This is a genomic window from Micromonospora sp. CNZ296 (assembly GCF_007827635.1).
In genome coordinates, this window is record NZ_VISW01000024.1 from 63367 (window position 1) to 81181 (window position 17815).

General features: G+C 72.9%; 24 protein-coding genes. 22 read left to right on the forward strand and 2 right to left on the reverse strand.

Features of this window, described 5'->3' with window-relative positions:
- The first annotated feature begins 1 nt into the window (after position 1).
- Positions 2-187 (forward strand): hypothetical protein, encoded by a 186-nt coding sequence (locus FB455_RS29680; protein ID WP_145755514.1) that lies wholly within the window; start codon positions 2-4, stop codon positions 185-187.
- Complete coding sequence (locus FB455_RS29685; protein ID WP_145755515.1) at positions 184-567, forward strand: hypothetical protein; 384 nt, start codon at positions 184-186, stop codon at positions 565-567. The genes FB455_RS29680 and FB455_RS29685 overlap by 4 nt, the downstream gene beginning before the upstream one ends.
- Here the strand turns inward: FB455_RS29685 and FB455_RS29690 are convergent.
- Complete coding sequence (locus FB455_RS29690; protein ID WP_145755516.1) at positions 557-796, reverse strand: hypothetical protein; 240 nt, start codon at positions 794-796, stop codon at positions 557-559. The two genes, FB455_RS29685 and FB455_RS29690, sit on opposite strands and share 11 nt — an antisense overlap.
- A 90-nt stretch (positions 797-886) precedes the next feature.
- On the opposite strand from FB455_RS29690, the gene FB455_RS29695 reads away from it, so the two are divergent.
- Positions 887-1264 carry a hypothetical protein gene (locus FB455_RS29695; protein ID WP_145755517.1) on the forward strand — a complete coding sequence of 126 codons (378 nt, stop codon included), beginning with the start codon at positions 887-889 and terminating at the stop codon, positions 1262-1264.
- A gap of 27 nt (positions 1265-1291) precedes the next feature.
- On the opposite strand, the gene FB455_RS29700 is transcribed toward FB455_RS29695, so the two are convergent.
- Positions 1292-1801, reverse strand: coding sequence for a hypothetical protein (locus tag FB455_RS29700; RefSeq protein ID WP_145755518.1), 510 nt, complete (start codon positions 1799-1801; stop codon positions 1292-1294).
- A 115-nt stretch (positions 1802-1916) separates the two neighbouring features.
- Between FB455_RS29700 and FB455_RS29705 the strand changes: the two genes are divergently transcribed.
- The 19 genes from FB455_RS29705 (at position 1917) to FB455_RS29785 (ending at position 17666) form a co-directional block, all read left to right on the forward strand.
- Positions 1917-3920 carry a hypothetical protein gene (locus FB455_RS29705; protein WP_145755519.1) on the forward strand — a complete coding sequence of 668 codons (2004 nt, stop codon included), beginning with the start codon at positions 1917-1919 and terminating at the stop codon, positions 3918-3920.
- The gene (locus FB455_RS29710; protein ID WP_145755520.1) at positions 3917-4690 is read left to right on the forward strand and encodes a hypothetical protein; all 774 of its coding nucleotides are present in this window, start codon (positions 3917-3919) and stop codon (positions 4688-4690) included. The genes FB455_RS29705 and FB455_RS29710 overlap by 4 nt, the downstream gene beginning before the upstream one ends.
- A 46-nt stretch (positions 4691-4736) precedes the next feature.
- A complete protein-coding gene (locus FB455_RS34430; protein ID WP_186466461.1) occupies positions 4737-4904 on the forward strand; it encodes a hypothetical protein in 168 nt (55 codons plus the stop codon).
- Entirely contained in the window at positions 4904-5854 is a 951-nt protein-coding gene (locus tag FB455_RS29715; RefSeq protein WP_145755521.1) for a peptidoglycan-binding domain-containing protein, read from the forward strand. Before FB455_RS34430 ends, FB455_RS29715 begins: the two co-directional genes overlap by 1 nt.
- Before the next feature lie 461 nt (positions 5855-6315).
- On the forward strand, positions 6316-6852 hold the full coding sequence (locus tag FB455_RS34435) for a hypothetical protein (protein ID WP_186466462.1): 537 nt from the start codon (positions 6316-6318) through the stop codon (positions 6850-6852).
- A gap of 207 nt (positions 6853-7059) precedes the next feature.
- A complete protein-coding gene (locus FB455_RS34440; RefSeq protein ID WP_186466463.1) occupies positions 7060-7332 on the forward strand; it encodes a hypothetical protein in 273 nt (90 codons plus the stop codon).
- Entirely contained in the window at positions 7322-8656 is a 1335-nt protein-coding gene (locus FB455_RS29725) for a DUF5131 family protein (protein WP_186466464.1), read from the forward strand. The genes FB455_RS34440 and FB455_RS29725 overlap by 11 nt, the downstream gene beginning before the upstream one ends.
- On the forward strand, positions 8653-8937 hold the full coding sequence (locus tag FB455_RS29730; RefSeq protein WP_145755523.1) for a hypothetical protein: 285 nt from the start codon (positions 8653-8655) through the stop codon (positions 8935-8937). Before FB455_RS29725 ends, FB455_RS29730 begins: the two co-directional genes overlap by 4 nt.
- On the forward strand, positions 8930-9196 hold the full coding sequence (locus FB455_RS29735; protein WP_145755524.1) for a hypothetical protein: 267 nt from the start codon (positions 8930-8932) through the stop codon (positions 9194-9196). Before FB455_RS29730 ends, FB455_RS29735 begins: the two co-directional genes overlap by 8 nt.
- Positions 9189-9752 carry a DUF4326 domain-containing protein gene (locus FB455_RS29740; RefSeq protein WP_145755525.1) on the forward strand — a complete coding sequence of 188 codons (564 nt, stop codon included), beginning with the start codon at positions 9189-9191 and terminating at the stop codon, positions 9750-9752. Before FB455_RS29735 ends, FB455_RS29740 begins: the two co-directional genes overlap by 8 nt.
- Complete coding sequence (locus tag FB455_RS29745) at positions 9742-10104, forward strand: hypothetical protein (RefSeq protein WP_145755526.1); 363 nt, start codon at positions 9742-9744, stop codon at positions 10102-10104. The genes FB455_RS29740 and FB455_RS29745 overlap by 11 nt, the downstream gene beginning before the upstream one ends.
- Complete coding sequence (locus tag FB455_RS29750) at positions 10105-11880, forward strand: DEAD/DEAH box helicase (RefSeq protein ID WP_222434157.1); 1776 nt, start codon at positions 10105-10107, stop codon at positions 11878-11880.
- 13 nt (positions 11881-11893) lie between these two features.
- Complete coding sequence (locus FB455_RS29755; RefSeq protein WP_145755527.1) at positions 11894-12520, forward strand: hypothetical protein; 627 nt, start codon at positions 11894-11896, stop codon at positions 12518-12520.
- The gene (locus FB455_RS29760) at positions 12520-13026 is read left to right on the forward strand and encodes an ASCH domain-containing protein (RefSeq protein WP_145755528.1); all 507 of its coding nucleotides are present in this window, start codon (positions 12520-12522) and stop codon (positions 13024-13026) included. The genes FB455_RS29755 and FB455_RS29760 overlap by 1 nt, the downstream gene beginning before the upstream one ends.
- A gap of 20 nt (positions 13027-13046) precedes the next feature.
- Positions 13047-13397, forward strand: a complete 351-nt coding sequence (locus FB455_RS29765) for a VRR-NUC domain-containing protein (protein ID WP_145755529.1) — start codon at positions 13047-13049, stop codon at positions 13395-13397.
- Positions 13398-13452: 55 nt separating this feature from the next.
- A complete protein-coding gene (locus FB455_RS29770; protein ID WP_145755532.1) occupies positions 13453-14034 on the forward strand; it encodes a hypothetical protein in 582 nt (193 codons plus the stop codon).
- Positions 14035-14092: 58 nt separating this feature from the next.
- Entirely contained in the window at positions 14093-17041 is a 2949-nt protein-coding gene (locus FB455_RS29775; protein ID WP_145755534.1) for a DEAD/DEAH box helicase, read from the forward strand.
- Entirely contained in the window at positions 17041-17463 is a 423-nt protein-coding gene (locus FB455_RS29780; RefSeq protein ID WP_145755535.1) for a hypothetical protein, read from the forward strand. The genes FB455_RS29775 and FB455_RS29780 overlap by 1 nt, the downstream gene beginning before the upstream one ends.
- A complete protein-coding gene (locus FB455_RS29785; protein WP_145755539.1) occupies positions 17460-17666 on the forward strand; it encodes a hypothetical protein in 207 nt (68 codons plus the stop codon). Before FB455_RS29780 ends, FB455_RS29785 begins: the two co-directional genes overlap by 4 nt.
- Positions 17667-17815 lie beyond the last annotated feature (149 nt).

Below are 17815 nucleotides of genomic sequence, written 5' to 3' on the forward strand. Positions count from 1 at the left end.
CATGGCCAACCAGAGCCCCGAGACCGGCACCCGCAGCGAGGACGTCCTCGCCGCCGCCGGCATCGTCGTCACCCCGGAGGGCAAGGCCCGCGCCCGGGAGCGGCTCCGCGCGGCCGACCAGCGGTGGACGCCCGAGCTGCGTGACGAACTGCGCGCCCAGATCGGCCTCCCCGCCCGCGCCGCGTGAACGACCGCCCGATCCGGATCATCCTCGACGCCTCCGCGATCCTCGCGTTCTGCCGCGAGTCGATCCACGTCGGCGAGGTGATCGCCGAGCTGGCCGACGAGGACTGCTGCTTCGGGGTGCCGGTGATGTGCCTGGCCGAAGCATCCCGCGCCGCCGCCGACGGTGACCGGCTCGACCTGCTCGTCAACCACCCCGCCGCGGTGGTGCTCACCGTCGACCCGTCCAGCTGGCGGGCACTGGCCGTCGTGTACGACACGGTGGGCCGCCTCGACGCCGCCAGCGCGTTGCTCGCCGCCGTCGACAACGAGGGCTACGTGCTCACCGGCCAACCCGGCCTGTACGCGGGCCTTGCCGGCGGCGGCCCCGTCATCACGTTCTGACCGGCCTGCCGGGCGCCCAAAGGTACAGCCAGGGCGGGCCCGTGCCAGCTACCGGCTCCAGCTCGTACGCGCCGTTCACGTCCGCGTCGAGCAGCTCGCCGCCGTACTCCACCCACAGCCACGACTGGTCGATTACCTGCGGCGGCACGCCGTCGTCGTTGACGGGTACCAGCAGGGAACGGCCATCGACTGGCCCGCCGATGCACGGCACGTCGACCCGCTCCCACACCCTCTGATCATGGGCCGTCTGCCCGTCGACCAGCAGCTCATTGGCGGGAACCGCTGCCGCTGTCGAACGAGTGTTCGATAGCCTGCGGGCATGTCGGAGTGGGTGCGTCGCTGGGAGGTGGAGGTCCGGTGGCGGCCCGGCCTGCCCGGCGACCGGCTGTCCGCACGCCGCGTCGACACCGTGGCCGAGCTCCGCCAGCTGGTGACCTGGGCGCGCGGCCACCCCGACATCACCGCCGTCCGGCAGCGCACGGTTCGGGAGCTGATCGGGGACCAGCCGGCCGGGTGCCCGCGCGGCCACCTCTACGACGGCGGCTCCGCCACCCGGGCCGTCCGCGGCTGGACGAACTGCTCCTGCGGCGGCCACATCGTGCTCGCCTGTCGCTGGCCCGGCTGCGGCGACGTCGCCCACGATCCGCTCGATCCGGACTGCCAACTGGAACAGCGGGCGGCCCCGCCCGAAGGCTGAGGGCGCCGCCCGCTGCGCTGTCGCAGGTCAGATGTCGCGCCAGCGGACCTCCTCGCCGCGCTTGCCGTTGCGGCCCAGGGCGTAGCCCGCAGTCGTCAGCTGCTCCTTGCTGACTCGGCTGTCGCGGTCCGCCGCCCGGCGTGCGCCGTCGAGGTCCTCGAAGACGTTCAGGGTCGGCGGCTGGTCGGCATACGCCAGGGAGTGACGGACGTAGACAGCGATCCGACCGCGCGCGGTCTCCGCGACATACGTCTCCCACCGCTCTTCCGGCTCGTCGTCCCAGCTGCCCTCACTGCTCCAGCCGCAGCCCACGAACGTCGGAGCATCGGTCAGCCATCGGCCCTCGAACGCTTCCCACCGCAGAGGGGTCGACTTCTCGTACATCGCCACCCGGCAGGTGTCGGTGGTCCCCAGCTTGTCGGCGAGCGCGGACGCGACCAGCGCGGAGACGCTGGTCCGTTCGTTCCGCGCCGCCCGCTCGGCGCGCTCCCACAGGGCGAGGTCTTCCTCGCGGACGCTCAGCGTCTTGTTCGGCATCAGCTCTCCTCCTGGATACGTGACACTCACATGCTATACGTGGTACTCACATGAACGGAAGGGATGGATGTCGAGAGCAGGGACGCTAACCCCGCCCGGCGGCCACCATGCAGCCGTGCCGTACCCGCCGAACCTCGCGCCCGTCACCGTCACCGCCACCTACAAGCTGGCCGACGACCAGGGCGGCACGCCCGCGGCCGGCACCGTCACCTTCCAGCTCCGCGACACCGTTCAGGTGCCGGCAGACGACCTGCTGCTGATCCCGCGCAAGGTGGACGCCGAGCTGGTCGACGGGCAACTCCAGGTCGAGCTGCCCTCCGTGGCCAGCACCGCCGTCAGCCCGCAGGGCGTCACCTGGTGGGTAGTCGAGCGGATCGCCGGTGCCCAGCCGCGCACCTACGACATCCACCTGCCCGCCGGGTCGGCCACCGTCGACCTGGCCGACCTCGCCCCGGCCAGCCCGTCCCGCGGCGTCGTCTCCTACGTCCTCGCCGCGCAGATCGGCGAGCCCGGAGGCGTTGCCCCGCTCGGCCCGGACGGCCTGGTCCCCGCCAAGCACCTCCCCGCCGGTAGCGGGGGACCGGGCGGCGGCGGGGCCGTCGACTCGGTGGACGGCCTCACCGGCGCCGTGGACCTGTCCGACCGGTACCTGGCGAAGTCGGCGCGCGGGCAGGCCGGCGGGGTGGCGTCCCTCGACGGGGCCGGTCGGATCCCGGCCGCGCAGCTCCCGCCCATCACCGCCGGGCAGGTCGGAGCCGCCCCGGCCGTGCACAGCCACGACGACCGCTACTACACCGAGTCCGAGGTGGACGTGGCGCTCGCCAGCCGAGCCCCGGCCGACCACGCCCACCCGTACGTGCCGGCCAGCGCGGTCGGCGTGGCGGGCGGTGTCGCACCGCTCGACGGGTCCGGACGGTTGCCGGCCGCGCAGCTGCCCGCGCTCACCGCCGCCGACGTCGGCGCGGCCCCGTCCGTGCACCAGCACGACGACCGCTACTACACCGAGGTGGAGGTCGACGCCGCGCTCGCCGGGAAGGCGAACGCCCACGCGCACCCGTACGTGCCGGTCGTGGAAAAGGGCGCAGCCGGCGGGGTGGCCACCCTCGACGGATCGGGCCAGCTCACCGCCGGGCAGCTCCCCCCGATCACGGCCCCGGACGTGGGCGCCGCCCCGGCTGTCCACGACCACGACGACCGCTACCCGACCGAGACGGAACTGGCCGAGGCGCTCGCCGGGAAAGCCGAAGACGTCCACGCGCACCCCGAGTACGTGCCCACCTCCACCGTCGGCGTCGAGGGCGGCCCTGCCGGCCCGCTCGTCGGCGGAGTGCTGCCCACCAGCCAGCTGCCCGCGCTCGCCATTACCGACGTGTTCACCGTGGCCAGCGAGGCGGAGATGCTCGCGCTGCCCGCGCAGCGCGGCGACGTCGCGATCCGCACCGACCTGCCGGGCGCGCTGATCCTCGCCACCGAACCGGCTACCACGCTGGCCAGCTGGAAGCAGCTGCCCACCCCGGCGGACGCGGTGCTGTCCGTGAACGGCCGTACCGGCGTGGTGGTCCTCGCCGCTGCCGACGTCGGCGCCGCAACGACCGACCACACGCACACGCCGGCGGAGATCGGGGCCGCGACGGTCGGGCACACCCACACGGCCGCGCAGGTCGGGGCCGCCGCCGCCAGTCACGGGCACACCGCGGCTGAGGTCGGTGCGGCCGCCGCGGGGCACAGCCACACCGCCGCGCAGGTCGGCGCGGCAGCGGCGAGCCACACGCACAGCCCGGCCGAGGCCGGGGCCGCGCCCGCCAGCCACACACACAGCCCGGCCGAAGCGGGCGCGGCGGCCGCATCGCACTCCCACCCCGCCTCCGACATCGGCTCCGGCACCCTCGCCGTGGCCCGGCTCCCCGACGCCACCACCGGCACGCGCGGCATCGTGCAGCTCGCCGGGGACCTCGCCGGTACCGCCGCCGCGCCGACCGTGCCCGGCCTCGGCGGCCGGCCCACCGTACGGCTGTGGAACGGCACCGAGTACCAGGCCGTCACCGGTGCGGTCATCTACATCGGCGGCAGCAGCGACCCGACCGTCAACCCCGGCGACATCTGGATCCAGCCGTCATGAGTCTCCGCTACCGCACCCCGGGCGGCCTGGTCGTGGCGGCAACCAGCGGCCGGTACCGCAACGCCGCCGGCGCGTCGGTGCCGTTCGGGCCGCCGGCCACGCAGGTCACGGTCGTCGGCACACCCACCTCCGGGAACACCGGCGGCGGCACCCGGAACACCCCGTTCGACCTGACGTTCCCCGACGGGTGGGCGGCTGGGGACTTCGCCTTGCTGTTCGGGCACGGGTCCGCGACCGCGCTCACCCTGTCCGCGCCCTTCCCGGACTGGACACCACACCCGGCGGTGTCCCCACTCGACCAGGGCAGCAACTCCCGCCTCTACCTGTGGTCCCGGACCCTGCAGGCCGGTGACAGCCCGCCGCCGCTCACCCCGTCCGGAGCGATCACTGCCGGATGGGAGCTGATCGTGCTGCGCGGCGCGAACCGTGTCCGCCAGGTCGCCAACTCGACCGCGGCGAACGCTGGCTCCCTGGCCCTGCCTGCCCTGACCGCCGCGCTCGCCGGGTCGGTGATCCTCGCGAACGTGCACTCCCGGATCGGCTCCGGCACCCCGCCCACCGCGCTGAACCTCGCCGCCGGCTGGACGAAGCCCGTCGACCACGGCACCAGCCGCAACACCAGCAGCGCGAACCTGCGGATGGCCCTCGGCCACCGCGACGCGACCGCCGGCGCCGTCTACGGCGGTGACACCGCGAGCACCAGCCCCGCCACGCTGTCCTCCATGATCGGCCTGCTTGTGGAGGTCGGATCGGTGTCCACCACCGGCTGATCTAGGGCCGGGACGTTAACCGGCGGCCGGGGTGATGGTGCCGGGCATGGACGCCGATCCGATTACCGAAGACACCGCCCAGGCGCCGGACATCGAGCCCTGGGAGAAGACGGACGAGGCGCTCGACGCCGCCGCCGAGCTGATGCCGGAGTGCCCGGCCGACGACGGCGACGAGGGCGAGGGCGACGAGCTGGCCGACGGAGGCGACGCCTGATGGGCGCGCTGACCGGCGGGACGGTCTACGACACGTACTACAAGACGACCCGCAGCTGGCGGCCGGCCGGTCCGGTCGTGGACGAGTGGCAGTTCTACACCGCGTCGGCCGACGACGGGTACGTGTGCCTCGGCGTGGTGGGCAACGCGGCGCACTGGAACAAGAAGAGCACCGGCGACCACACCTCCCGCAGCTCCCACAGCACGGTGATCGGCGGGAAGACCGTCCACCCGAAGTCGGGCTGGGTGTACGCCATCGACGGGCGGGTGCCCGAGCCGCAGAAGTTCGAGACGTGGTTCCTCGGACGGCTGAAGGCCGGCGCGTACCCGCACGTCAAGTATTGGAACATCAACAACCGGCACTACAACCAGAAGGCCGGTTGGAAGCCGTCCTACAGCGGCGACGTGCACCTGCACCTGTCGTTCGATCCGGGCAGCGAGTACGCCGACAGCACGATCCTCGCCGACTACGAGCGGTACCGCACCGGTAAGCCGCCCGCGCCGGCGAAGCCGAAGCCGCCCGCGCCGAAGCCGTCGACCTCCGGCCGTCCGACGCTGCGCAAGGGCTCGAAGGGCGCGGCGGTCGGCCGGCTCCAGGGCGCCCTGGTCGCGCACGGCTACCAGTTGAAGGTGGACGGCGACTTCGGGGCGCGTACCTACGCGGCGGTCCGGTCCTTCCAGGCCCGCAAGCGGATCACGGTCGACGGGATCGTCGGTGACCAGACGTGGGCGAAGGCCCTCGCCGGTCAGTCGACCATCCGCTCCGGCGCCGAGGGCTTCGCTGTCGGCCTCGCCCAGGGGCTGCTCGTCGCGGCCGGCTGGAACATCGCCGTCGACCGGGACTTCGGGTCGAAGACCACCACCGCGGTGCGCGCGTTCCAGAAGGCCAAGGGCCTCACCGTGGACGGTGTGGTCGGGCCGAAGACGTGGGCGCGGCTGGCCAACGGCTGATGGAACAGCTGGGGGCGGGCAAGGCGGAGGTCTGTCCACACTGCCCGCCCACCGGCTGCCCGCTGCGCCCCGGTGGGCGGCCGGACGGGATCACCGTCAAGGCACCCGGCCCGAAGGCTTGCCACACCTTGGGGTGTCGCATAGAATCGCATACATCGGTATCGGGTGAGCGACCCGGCACCGCGAGGAGGCCCCGGTGAGCCACACCATCACCGCCCCAGCGGCGGACCTGGACCTCCAGCAGCGCGCCCACACCCGTGGGTCCGCTGTCACGCGCAGGGCGGTCATCGCCGCCGCTGGTGGAGCCCCCGTCGGCAGTGGCAGGGACTGCGGTGCTGGCGGGCTGGTGGGAAAGCCTCGGCCGCGATGACCGCCCTGCGCCGTCAACTCGACGCCCGACCGACCCCTCTTCCCCGGGGCCGGTCGGGCGTCGTCGTCTTCCAGACCCTGATCGGAGCGTCATGATCGACCGCCTGTTCGCGCTGCGCCGCGACGCCGACCCGACCGGCATGTCCGGCACCGGGACCGTCGCCTACGGCGCCACCCTTCCCGGAGGCCGCGCCCTCGTGCAGTGGCTGTCCGACCGGCCGTCCACCGTCGTGTGGCGGACCGTCGCCGACGCCGAGCACATCCACTCCCACGGCGGCACCCAGCCCACCGCCATCGTGTGGCTCGACCCGACCAGCCCCGAGGCCGCCACCGCCCGGGACGCCCTCGACGCCGGCATGCAGCTGCTCACCGAGGTCACCGGTACCGCCGTCCTCGCCGAGACGTTCCGCGCCGCCGCCGACGGCCGCCGCGAACTGGCCCGGGGCGTCAAGGAAGACCACCCGGTCATCGCCGACAACCTCAAGCTCCAGGCCCTCGCCCTGGACGACGCCGCCCGCGTCGCCGGAGGTGACCTCACCCCGCTCTACAACTGGCTGCCCCCGCACCGGTGGACCGAAGACATGCACGCCCGGCTCTACGGCAAGCGCCACCAGCAGCAGCCCGGCTGAGGGGTGTGCACACCCCAGCCCTGTTCCGTCCACCGCCCGCCGCCCCACGACGGCGACTGACCTGCCAGCAATGCGGCGCCCGGCGGCGCTCCAGCGAGGAGTCCGCCCGGGCCGCCGGCTGGCGTGTGTGGACCGGAACCACCGAAGGCGGCAAACCCGCCCGCGTCGTCCTCTGCCCGTGCGCCACCTGACCGATCGGAGAAACCCGTGGCTCACACCGTCCTCGTCGGCCGGTGCCGCCGCTGCCGCGCCGGCCTGTCCGGCTGCTGCCGCCCCCGCCTCCGGACCGCCCGCCGTCACCAGCGGCCCCGCCGCTGCGGCCCCTGCCACGGGGTCGCCCGGTTCGGCAGCGAGTCCGTCGCCGTCCAGGTCGCCGCGTCGATCGCCGCCGCGACCGGCGCGGCACCCACCGTCCGCCCGTGCCCGCTCGGGCACGGCTTCCACATCACCTTCCCCCGAGGAGCAGCGCGTGAGCAGTAACATCGGCTGGACCGACGAGACGTGGAACTTCCTCCTCGGCTGCGAGCGCGTCACCAAGGGCTGCGACGGCTGCTACGCCATCACCACGGCGAACATCCGCAAGAGCAACCCGAACCCGAAGATCGCCACCGCGTACGCCGGACTGGTCGAGCGGAACGAGACCGGCCGGCTCGACTGGACCGGGCAGATCCGGGTGGTCGAGGACCGGCTCCACAAGCCGCTCACCTGGCGGAAGCCCCGCCGGATCTTCGTCAACTCCATGAGCGACCTATTCCACGCTGACGTGCCGATCGGCGTGATCGCCGAGGCGTTCGCCGTCATGGCCCTCACCCCGCAGCACCACTACCAGCTGCTCACCAAGCGGCACGCCCGGATGCGTGCCGTACTGCGGTCGGCGCGGTTCGCCGAGATGGTGCTGCACTGGCTGCGCACCACCGACCAGTGGCTGCCCGCGAAGGTCCGGGTGTCGGCCGCTCAGCGTGCCGTCGCGATCAAGACGCTCAGCGACCGCGCCGAGACCGAACCCATGAACCCGCTGCCGAACGCCTGGATCGGCGTCAGCGTCGAGGACCAGGCCACCGCCAACCTGCGCATCCCGGCGCTGCTGGACACCCCGGCGGCCGTCCGATGGATTTCCGCCGAACCGCTCCTCGGCCCGGTCGACCTGACCGCCTGGATGGCACCCCGCACCCCGGCCGACCCGGCCGACGCCCCGTCCACCTGGCACGAGTGGACCTGGCCGGACTGGGTGCCGGCCGACGCCCGCCAGCAGATCGAGTCGTTCTGGTCGGAGAGCATCGGCCGGGGCCCGCGCCGCTGGCTGCAGAACGCCCACGACAACGGTGCGCCCGCCTTCGGACAGGAGTGGACGACCCACCCGAGCATGCGCCCGGCCGGCTCTCCCGCCGACCGGCACACCGGCCGGTACATCCACGCCTGGAACAACATCGGTCGCCTCGCGCTGCCCGACGGCAGCATGGGCTACACCTCCTTCACCGAGCGGCACGTCCGCGACCAGCTCGGCCTGCACTGGGTCGTCGTCGGCGGCGAAACCGGCCCCGGCTGCCGGCCGATGCACCCGGCCTGGGCGCGGTCGCTGCGTGACCAGTGCCGGGCCAGCGCCGGCACCAGCTTCTTCTACAAGCAGCACGGCGACTGGCACCCCGCCCCGACCCAACTGGTCCTGAACGACCCGGCCTGGACCCTGATGCTCTGCGGCGACACCAAGGAGTCCTGGACCTTCCAGCGCGGCCCGCGCCACCACAACGAGCTGGACGGCGAGGTCATCGAGGAGTACCCGGTCCTGCTGGGAGCCGTCCGGTGAGGCGTCGACCGTGGGAGCGGGAACTGGCCATCCGCGAGCCGCGCACCCCGGATGAAGCCCGGCAGCGGGCCACCCGGGGCGGCGCCCTCGTTCGGGAGGCCCTCGCCGCCGCCCGGGAAGGTCGGCCCGCCCCCGCCCTCCCGGCCCCGGCGGCGTCCTCCAGCCCGCGCCCCGCCGGCTACGAGTACGTCGCCTGCGTCGAGTGCTACCGCCCGATCCTGGCGCTGCCCGGGTCGCGGTGCCCGAGCTGCCCGCCGCGCGCCGAGGCCAGCCGTGACTGACCAGTACGGCCTGCTGCTCGTGTGGCCGATCACCGCCACCGACTACGACCGGGACGCCCTGATCGCTGAAGCCCGCGAGGCGCTCGACACAGGTGACCTGGACTGGCTGAACGGCGTACCCGGCCGCCCTACCGCCGGCCCGTCGACCTGGCGGGTGATCAACGGCGCTGACCTCGACGGCTGGGAGTGGTGGAGCGGGCAACTGCTCGTCGCCACCATGCCCGGCACCACCGCAAGAACTGGAGGTAGTTGTGCCTGACCGTATCCAGCGACAACGGGTCAAGGGCTGGCGGAAGCCGGACGGCGCGGTCATCGTGACCCGGCCGGGGAAGTTCGGAAACCCGTTCACGGCTAGCGAGGTGGTCAAGGCCGGCCTGGCCGAGCCGGGCCAGGAGCGGGCCGCCTCGGTCGAGCTGTTCACCGCCTGGCTGGACACCAGCCTCGGCGTCCCGCGACCGCCCCAGGGGAGGGCGCGGAGAATCCTGCTGGCTCACCTGCACCAGCTGCGCGGCCGGAACCTGGCCTGCTGGTGCCCGCTACCCGCCCCAGGGGAGCCCGACGTCTGCCACGCCGCGGTGCTGATCGCCCGCGCGAACCGGCCCTGCACCCCGGAGAGGCCAGCGGCCGACGGCGGGCGCCTGATCCGGGCACAGCGGGCCTGCAACGGCTGCGGTGAGCAACTGGGCGACGCCAACGACGCGGAGATCCAGGCCGCCATCGCCGGTCTGCCGATGCCCGACGTGCGTGGCGAGTGCGTCCACTGCGGGCCTGCGTACGCGAAGGCGCTGATGAAGGAACTGGCCCGTGGCCGTTGACCCGCGCGCCGTGGCCGCGCTGATCGGGGCCCACCGCTACCGGTACGCCGACGAACTTGAGTTGCACGACGGCATCGACCAGGTGCTCCGCGCAGCCGGAGTCGTCCCGGACCGGGAGGTGCGGCTGACCGCCCGGGAGCGGATCGAGTTCCTGCTCCCGGGCGGCCTCGGCATCGAGGTGAAGGTGGCCGGCAGTCCCGGCGCGGTACGCCGGCAGCTCGGCCGGTACGCGGCCTGCCCGTCGATCGACGTGCTGCTACTGGTAACCACCCGCCCCACCCACCTGACCGGGCTGCCCGGCCAGATCGGTGATGTGCCCGTCCTGTCTGTCCTGCTCAGGGGAGGAATCTGAGTGCGTACGTACGGAAAGTTCAAGCACCTGCCGGCCGCCGAGGTCCGCGACGGCCGGGCCCGGTGGGCGGTGACCGCCGAGCCGCACGTCCTCGGCCGGTTCAAGCGGGTGTTCCCCCGCGCGGACCAGGTGCGCTCGGGAACGCTGCTGCTGTCGGACACCCCGGAGATCGCCCGGGACCTCGCGTGGTTCATGGACCGGTGGCCGCTGGAGCCGGTCAACGCGGCGTCGCTGGCGCACCTGGAAGCCCGCGACACCGCGTACCGGCTCGCCGAGGAGCAGGTGCTGCGGATCCTGGAGGGTGGCACCGCGCCGGACTTCGGGTGGCGGGAGACGGCGCTGCCGCCACGCGCCTACCAGGAGACCGTGGCGCACCTCGCGCACACGACCGGCCGGGTGCTGTGCGCCGACGACGTGGGACTCGGAAAGACGGTGAGCGGGTCGCTGGTGCTGCGGAACCCGGACGCGCTGCCCGCGCTGGTGGTGACGCTGACGCACCTCACCCGGCAGTGGGAGCGGGAGCTGAAGCGGTTCTTCCCGTGGCTGACCACCCACATCGTGCGGAGCAGCCGGGCGTACGACCCGGCGCAGCGGCGCGGGTCCGGCGGGAAGCAACCCGACGTGCTGATCATGAACTATCACAAGCTCGCCGGGTGGGGCGACCACCTGAAGGGCAAGATCGCCACGATCATCTTCGATGAGATGCAGGAACTGCGGCACCGCGACACCTCGAAGTACCGGGCCGCCGCCATCATCGCCGACCAGGCCCAGACGAAGATCGGCCTCACCGCCACCCCGGTCTACAACTACGGCGACGAGATCCACAACGTCATCTCCATCCTCGACCGCGACGCGCTCGGCGACCGGGACGAGTTCATGCGCGAGTGGGGCGCCGACGAGTACGGCCAGAAGCGCCGCAAGGTTGCCAACCCCCGCGCGCTCGGCGCGCACCTGCGGGAGACCGGCCTGATGATCCGCCGTACCCGCAAGGACGTCGGCCGGGAACTGCCCGAGATCATGCGGATCGAGCAGCCCATCGAAACGGACCGAGAGAAGCTGGAGCAGCTGTCCGGCGACGCCGCCGACATGGCCCGCCTGATCCTCGACCAGAACGCCAACCACGAGCTCCGGTTCCGGGCCGCCGGCCAGCTGGACATGAAGATGCGCCACGCCACCGGCGTCGCGAAGGCCCCGTTCGTCGCCGAGTTCTGCAAGCTCCTGCTGGAGACCGAACAGAAGATCGTGCTGTTCGGCTGGCACCGCGACGTGTACGAAATCTGGCTGGAGCGGCTCCGCGCCTACTACCCGGTCCTCTACACCGGCAGCGAAAGCCAGAACCAGAAAGACCGCAACGCGGAGGCGTTCATCAACGGCCCCGCCCGGATCCTCATCATGTCGCTGCGCGCCGGCGCGGGCCTCAACGGCCTCCAGGACGTGTGCTCCACCGCCGTGTTCGGTGAGCTGGACTGGTCCCCGGCGCAGCACCACCAGGCGATCGGCCGCCTCGCACGCGACGGCCAGAAGTCCCCGGTCGCCGCGTTCTTCCTCAACTCCGGCGACGGCAGCGACCCGCCGATGATCGAGCTGCTCGACATCAAGCGGCAGCAGTCCGACCCCATCGTGGACCCCGACGCGCAGGCGATCGAACCGTCCGCCGCCGCCGCGATGGACCGGGTACGCGCGCTGGCCACCGACGTGCTCCGCCGCCGCGGCGCCCAGCCGCCCGAGCCGGCCACTCCGGCCAAGCCCCGCCACCTTCAGCCCGCCCTCATCTGACCCGGAGGAAGCCATGACCAGCCCGACCTGGCCGGAGAAGGCCCAGACTGCGTGGGACGCCCACGTCGCCGCCAGTCAGACCGGCAGCCTCCCTGAGCGCTACGAGACCGCCCGGCAGGCCGCGAACACCGTGCCGTACCTGCTGAGCCTCATCGGCGCGCTCACTGAGGCCCTGGACGACATCGAAGCCCGGCCGCTGCGGTGCACGACGTGCGGCGAGGCGGTGTCCGCGCCGATCCCGGACACCGTGGTCCGCGCGGTGATCGAGTGCCCCGAGTGCATCCGCCGGCGCGGCGACGACGGCGAGGTGACGAACCTCCGCGCGCTGGTCGCCGAGCTGCAAGCGGAGGTGCCCCACCTGGTGCGGATGGGGCCCTGCAGCGACGGCAACTGGGAGGTCGTCGTGAAGCGCGGCCCTCGCCTGGTCGAGGCGATGGCCGAAGCGATGGAGGGGTTCCTCGACGCGGCCGGCGCCACGAACTACGTGGAGACGGCGATGCAGCGTCCGGACGGGCGGCCGTTCCGGCTGATCGTGGTCCGGCCCGATGGTCTGTCCCCGGACGAGCTACGCCGGCAGGCTGAGCGCGAGCGCGACGAAGCCCGCGCCGAGCTGACCCGGACGAGCGGCGGTACCGCCTGATGCGCGCCATTACCGTCCAGCAGCCGTGGGCGTGGGCGATCGCCGAAGGACACAAGCGGGTCGAGAACCGCAGCCAGAACGTCCGGTACCGGGGTGAGATCGCCATCCACGCCAGCATTGAGGTGAGCGACGCGCCGCTGCCCGATCGGGAGGCGTGCGTCGCCCTGGACCGGCTCGGCGGCCGGGGCAACGTCTGGGATCCACGGTGGTACCCGGCGCCGCTGCGCCGGCCAGCCACGCCGACGCTCGCTCTGGGATCGGTGATCGCCGTCGGGCAGCTGGTCGACGCCCACCGCGCCGTCGTCGCCGGCGAGAGGGCGTGCTGCCAGCCGTGGGGACAGGCGGTGCACGGCGCGAATGGCCGGACCGCCTGGCACCTGGTGCTGGCCGATGTCCGGCCGCTCGCCGAGCCGGTGCAGTGCCGAGGGATGCAAGCCGTCCCGTGGCCTATCAAGGACGAGAGCGTGGTCGCCGCGATCCGCGCCGGACTGGAGGCAGCCAGGTGAAGCCCCGCCTCGGCGAGGACATGAGCGAGAACGACCTGAAGAAGGCTGTCCTCGCGCTGTGCAAGACGATGCACCTGCGGACGGCGCACTTCCGGCCGGCCCGTACCGAGGAGGGCTGGCGCACGCCGGTTGAGGGAGACGGGCAGGGCTGGCCCGACCTGGTGATCGCAGGCCCCGGCGGCGCCCTGTTCCGGGAGCTGAAGAGTCAAACCGGCAGAGTCGAGCCGGACCAGAAGGTGTGGCTGAGCGTCCTTACCGCTGCCGGAGAGAACGCTGGCGTGTGGCGGCCGATCGACCTGTTGAACGGCACCATCGGGCAGGAGCTGAACGCGATCCGGCGCCGACCCCGGCAGGGTAGCCCCGCGCGTTAAGTCTTGATACAGTGGAGGGTGTGCGGGTGAGCGACCCGTACGGGACGGAGACCTCATGTCCAGCAGGAGCAGGGTTCGGCGCTGCGAAGCCGACCTGACCCCGGAGCACCAGGCCCTGGTCGAAACGGTCGAGACGCTCCTCGGGGAGTGGTCCGGGCCCGGCGCGGTGCGCCCTCACGGCGTCGCCCACCAGGACCCGCGCACCCAACTGCTGACCTGGCACCTCCACGGCCTGCCCGAGCAGCTGGAATACATCCTCGCGGCGCTGCGCGACCACGACACCCCCGAGGTGCGTCTCGCCCGCACCCTGGCCGAGATCGCCGCCGTGGACCCGTCCCGTACCGGCCACTCCGGCCCGGACACCCCGGAGATCGTCGCCCGGTACGCGCGCCGCAACGCGCTGGTTTGGGCCGCGCTCAGCCTCGCCCACGAGGTGGGCCTCCCGGCCGGTGTCGGCCACGACCCGGCCGACGAGGCGCACCCGGTCGTCGTCTACATCGAGTTGCCCGGCGGCGGGCAGGTGTCGTGGCACCTGCCCGCCCACCCGGCCACCTGGGACGGCCACAGCACGGCCGAGAAGTACGAGCGGGCGACCGCGTTCGCCGAGCTGATCGGCGAGCGACCCGCAGGACGTTAACCACCGTTTCGCCACACGGTGCGGGTGAGCGACCCGCACCGAGATCGGAGACCCCCCGTTGAGCATCCATCCGCGCCCCCAACAGGTCGACGCCCTGACTGACCTGGCCCGAGCGTTCGCCGTGCACGACCGCGCCCAGCTCGTCATGGCCTGCGGCACCGGCAAGACGCTGGTCGGCCGCTGGCACGCCCAGGCCGCCGAAGCGCAGCGCGTGCTGGTGTTCCTGCCGTCCCTGTCGCTGCTGGCACAGACCCTCGCCGAGTGGCGGCGCGTCGCGGGTTGGCCGTTCGAGGCCCTAGTGGTCTGCTCGGACCCGACCACCGCCGCTGGCGCGGCCGAGCGGCGCGGCGACGACGGCGAGGTCGATGAGGTGGCCCGGCCGGTCTGGTCGCGGGTCCAAGCCAAGGTCACCACCTCACCGCAGGACGCCGCGAAGTTCATGGCCCGGAAGGTGGAAGGCCGACCGCAGGTCGTGTTCTCCACCTACCACTCCGCCCCGGTAGTGGCCGCCGCCCAGGCGAACAGCGGCGCCGTGTTCGACCTGGCGATCTGCGACGAAGCGCACCGGCTCGCCGGACGGCCGCGTGAGGAGTTCCGGGTCGTGCTGGACCGGCGGGCGATCGTCGCCAGGAAGCGCCTGTTCATGACCGCAACGCCGCAGGTGATGGACGGCGACGACGTGACGTCAATGGACGACCCGCGTCTGTTCGGGCCGGTCGCACACACCGTTACCTTCGGTGAGGCCATCCAAGCCGGGCTGCTCGCCGACTACCAGGTTCTCGTCATCGCAGCGAGGGAGCGGGACGCCGACGACTGGCGGGGCCCGGAGACGGTACCGGCGGCTCTGCTGGACGCGGTGGACCGGCACGGCATCCGTCGGATGCTCACCTTCCACAGCCGCGTGGCCCGTGCCGCCGCGTTCGCTGAGGCGGTCGACGCCGCGCACACCCCCGGGCGGAACTTCATCCGCGCCAGGCAGGTCAACGGGCGGCAGAGCGCCGCCGAGCGGGCGGACACGCTGAGGTGGCTCGGCGAGCGGGAGGACCGGCAGGTCCGGGTCGTGTCGAACGCCCGGTGCCTGACCGAAGGCGTGGACGTGCCAGCCGTCGACGCGGTGATGTTCGCCGACCAGCGCAGCTCCGTGGTGGACATCATCCAGGCCGTCGGGCGTGTTCTCCGTCCGGCGCCCGGGAAGACGCGGGGCACGATCATCATCCCGGTGGCGTTGCCGGCCGACGGCGACGACGACACCACCCTGTCGCTGTCGCCGTTCGCGCACCTCTGGGCGGTGCTGCGGGGCCTGCGAGCCCACGACCAGCGGCTCGCCGACGAGCTGGACCAGGCCGTGCGGGAGGCCAGCCGGCCCGGCTCGCGCCGTAAGTCGCCCACCGCCCGGGTGCAGTTCCTTCTGCCGAGCGACGTGGATGAGCCTGCTGTGCAGTTGCGGCTGGTGCAGGAGGTTGGGTCCGCCTGGGAGCGGTTCTACGCGGCGACGGTGGAGTGGGCGTTCCTCAACCCTGAGCAGCGGCTGGGGCGGAACACCTCGCACCGGGCCGTCGGCATCGGTGAGTGGGCGTACAAGCAGCGGCTGGCCCGCTCGCACAACATGCTGCCCGCTGAGCGGGTCCACCGGCTCGAAGAGATCCCCGGCTGGTATTGGGACCGGGAGGAAGCCGACTGGTCCGACACCTACGGCCTGCTGGAGGCGTACGCGAACGCCTACGGCACGGTGGCGGACCGGGACAGCGGCGAATCGCTGTTCGCGAAGGCGCACAGCCGGGGCATGACCCGGCAGCGGCTGGGCGTGTGGATGGCCGCGCAGAGGCAGGCGTACCGCGACGGGATGCTCGACGCGGACCGGGCCCGGCTGCTGGAGAAGCTCCCTGGCTGGGCCTGGGACGGCGGGCTCCGCGACCTCGACGTGTCGATGATCCAGGCCCTGCGGCTGTTCGGCGAGTTCGAGAAGCACGCCGACGTGCCCGAGGACCACCAGGAGGAAGGGCTGCCGCTCGGCCGGTGGGTGTGGGCGCTGCGCCGCGCGAAGCTGCTCGGCAACGTTACCCCGGCTCTGCTGGACGAGGTGTCGGCGGCGACCCCGCGAGGCCACAAAGGGGCGGAGACGTTCAAGTGGGAGAAGTCCGAGACGCAGTGGCGGCTGAACTACTCGGCGCTGCGGCAGTACGCGCAGCGTGAGGGTAAGGCGACGCCGACCGCGAGCACCGTCGAGGCAGTCGACGGGGCGCGCGTGCGGGTCGGCCAGTGGGCGGCGCTCCAGCGGTTCAAGCACCGGCGCGGCGAGCTGGACGCACGGTACGTGGGCTGGCTGGAGGCGTTGCCCGGCTGGCGGTGGGAGGTGCCGCTCGCGACCGCCGAGTACGGCGAGCCCATCGACCTCGGCGGGCACCCGCACGGCACGGCCAAGGGCATACAGGCGAGGTGCCCTTGCAAGGTGTGCCTCGACGCCCGCCGCGCGACCGACCGGGAGTACCTCGCGCGCAAGCGGGAGCTGACCGACCCGGTACCGGCCGGTCGGGTCGCCCACCACCTGGCACGGCTGGAGGCCGCTGGCGTGAAGCGTGGGGCGATCGTCGCCGTGTCGAAGGTGCCGCTCGGCGTAATCCGCAAGGTGGCCTCGGGGGAGTGGCAGCAGGTCGAGCGCAGCCATGAGGAGCTGCTGCTCCAGGTGACTGCCGAGATGTGCGAGACGGCGGCCTCCACCCGGGTCGGTTCCCGGGGCCGTCTTACCTCCATCGACAACGAGCGGATTCCCGCAGGCCCGACGTGGGAGATCCTCAACGACCTGGCCAGCCGGGGTTTCGGCAACAACTGGGTCGCCCGGGAGCTGGGCTATGCGGGCGGGTTGCAGCTCCGCCGCGACACGGTGACCCGGCGAATCGCGGAGCAGGTCGCGGCGCTCGCCGAGCGGGTCGGTGACCTGCGGTCGCCCGTCGGCCGAAACAGACGGGTGCCGCCGCTCGCCGAGCTGCTCGCCGAGGCGCGTGCGTGATGAGGCCCCTCGATCCCACCCGTCACCACGCCGACGGCTGTCACTCCGAACATGCCGCCTGGGATCCCGACGGGACCTTGGTCGTCGCCATCGGCGTCGGCCCGATACCGAAGCGGGGCAAGTACGCGCCCGGCGACTGGGTTGTCGTGCACGGATGCGACGGCGCGCCGCCCGGGAACCAGCGTTGGGGCTTCCGCGGCATGGTCCTCGGCGGCTGCGGGGGCGGCTACTACTACGGCATCACCGACGACGGCCGGCAGTGGTGGGAGCGCGCTGGCGTGCTCCACTCCGACGGAACGCCGTCCCGGGACGTGTGCGCCTGCTGCCCTCCAAGGCCGGAGCTTCAGAAGATCAGCTCCACGACCGTCAACGTGCAGCTCGACCTGCTGGTGGGTGTCGACCTGTTCGGGGGCGGCCGGTGAGTGGCGAGGCCCAGGCTGGCCGGGGTGCGTGGCTCGGCGCGAGCCGCGTCCTCGGCCGGCCTGTGGCGTTCGAGGAGAACCCGCACGTCTGCGGTAAGTCGCTGACCGGCACGATGACCGGCCGGTCGGTGCTGCTGACCTGGCGGGACTGCGCGGCGTGCGCGGTCGCCCAAGCAGCGGACAGGCCGGAGCGCCGCCAGTGACCGGCCCGGACCCGGGGTGCCCGGCCGGGATGCACGGCGACCTGCACGCGTATCGGTGGCACGGCTGCCGGTGCCCCGAAGCGAGACGTGCGCGGGGGATCGACTCGGCCCGTTACCGGCGGTCGCGCGGCACCGAGCCGGCACCTGAG

Coding starts and splice junctions, on each gene's coding strand:
- FB455_RS29680 (WP_145755514.1), top strand. CDS start 2: ATGGCCAACCAGAGCCCCGAGACCGGCACCCGCAGCGAGGACGTCCTC.
- FB455_RS29695 (WP_145755517.1), top strand. CDS start 887: ATGTCGGAGTGGGTGCGTCGCTGGGAGGTGGAGGTCCGGTGGCGGCCC.
- FB455_RS29700 (WP_145755518.1), bottom strand. CDS start 1,801: ATGCCGAACAAGACGCTGAGCGTCCGCGAGGAAGACCTCGCCCTGTGG.
- FB455_RS29710 (WP_145755520.1), top strand. CDS start 3,917: ATGAGTCTCCGCTACCGCACCCCGGGCGGCCTGGTCGTGGCGGCAACC.
- FB455_RS34430 (WP_186466461.1), top strand. CDS start 4,737: ATGGACGCCGATCCGATTACCGAAGACACCGCCCAGGCGCCGGACATC.
- FB455_RS29715 (WP_145755521.1), top strand. CDS start 4,904: ATGGGCGCGCTGACCGGCGGGACGGTCTACGACACGTACTACAAGACG.
- FB455_RS34435 (WP_186466462.1), top strand. CDS start 6,316: ATGATCGACCGCCTGTTCGCGCTGCGCCGCGACGCCGACCCGACCGGC.
- FB455_RS29755 (WP_145755527.1), top strand. CDS start 11,894: ATGACCAGCCCGACCTGGCCGGAGAAGGCCCAGACTGCGTGGGACGCC.
- FB455_RS29760 (WP_145755528.1), top strand. CDS start 12,520: ATGCGCGCCATTACCGTCCAGCAGCCGTGGGCGTGGGCGATCGCCGAA.
- FB455_RS29765 (WP_145755529.1), top strand. CDS start 13,047: ATGAGCGAGAACGACCTGAAGAAGGCTGTCCTCGCGCTGTGCAAGACG.
- FB455_RS29770 (WP_145755532.1), top strand. CDS start 13,453: ATGTCCAGCAGGAGCAGGGTTCGGCGCTGCGAAGCCGACCTGACCCCG.
- FB455_RS29780 (WP_145755535.1), top strand. CDS start 17,041: ATGAGGCCCCTCGATCCCACCCGTCACCACGCCGACGGCTGTCACTCC.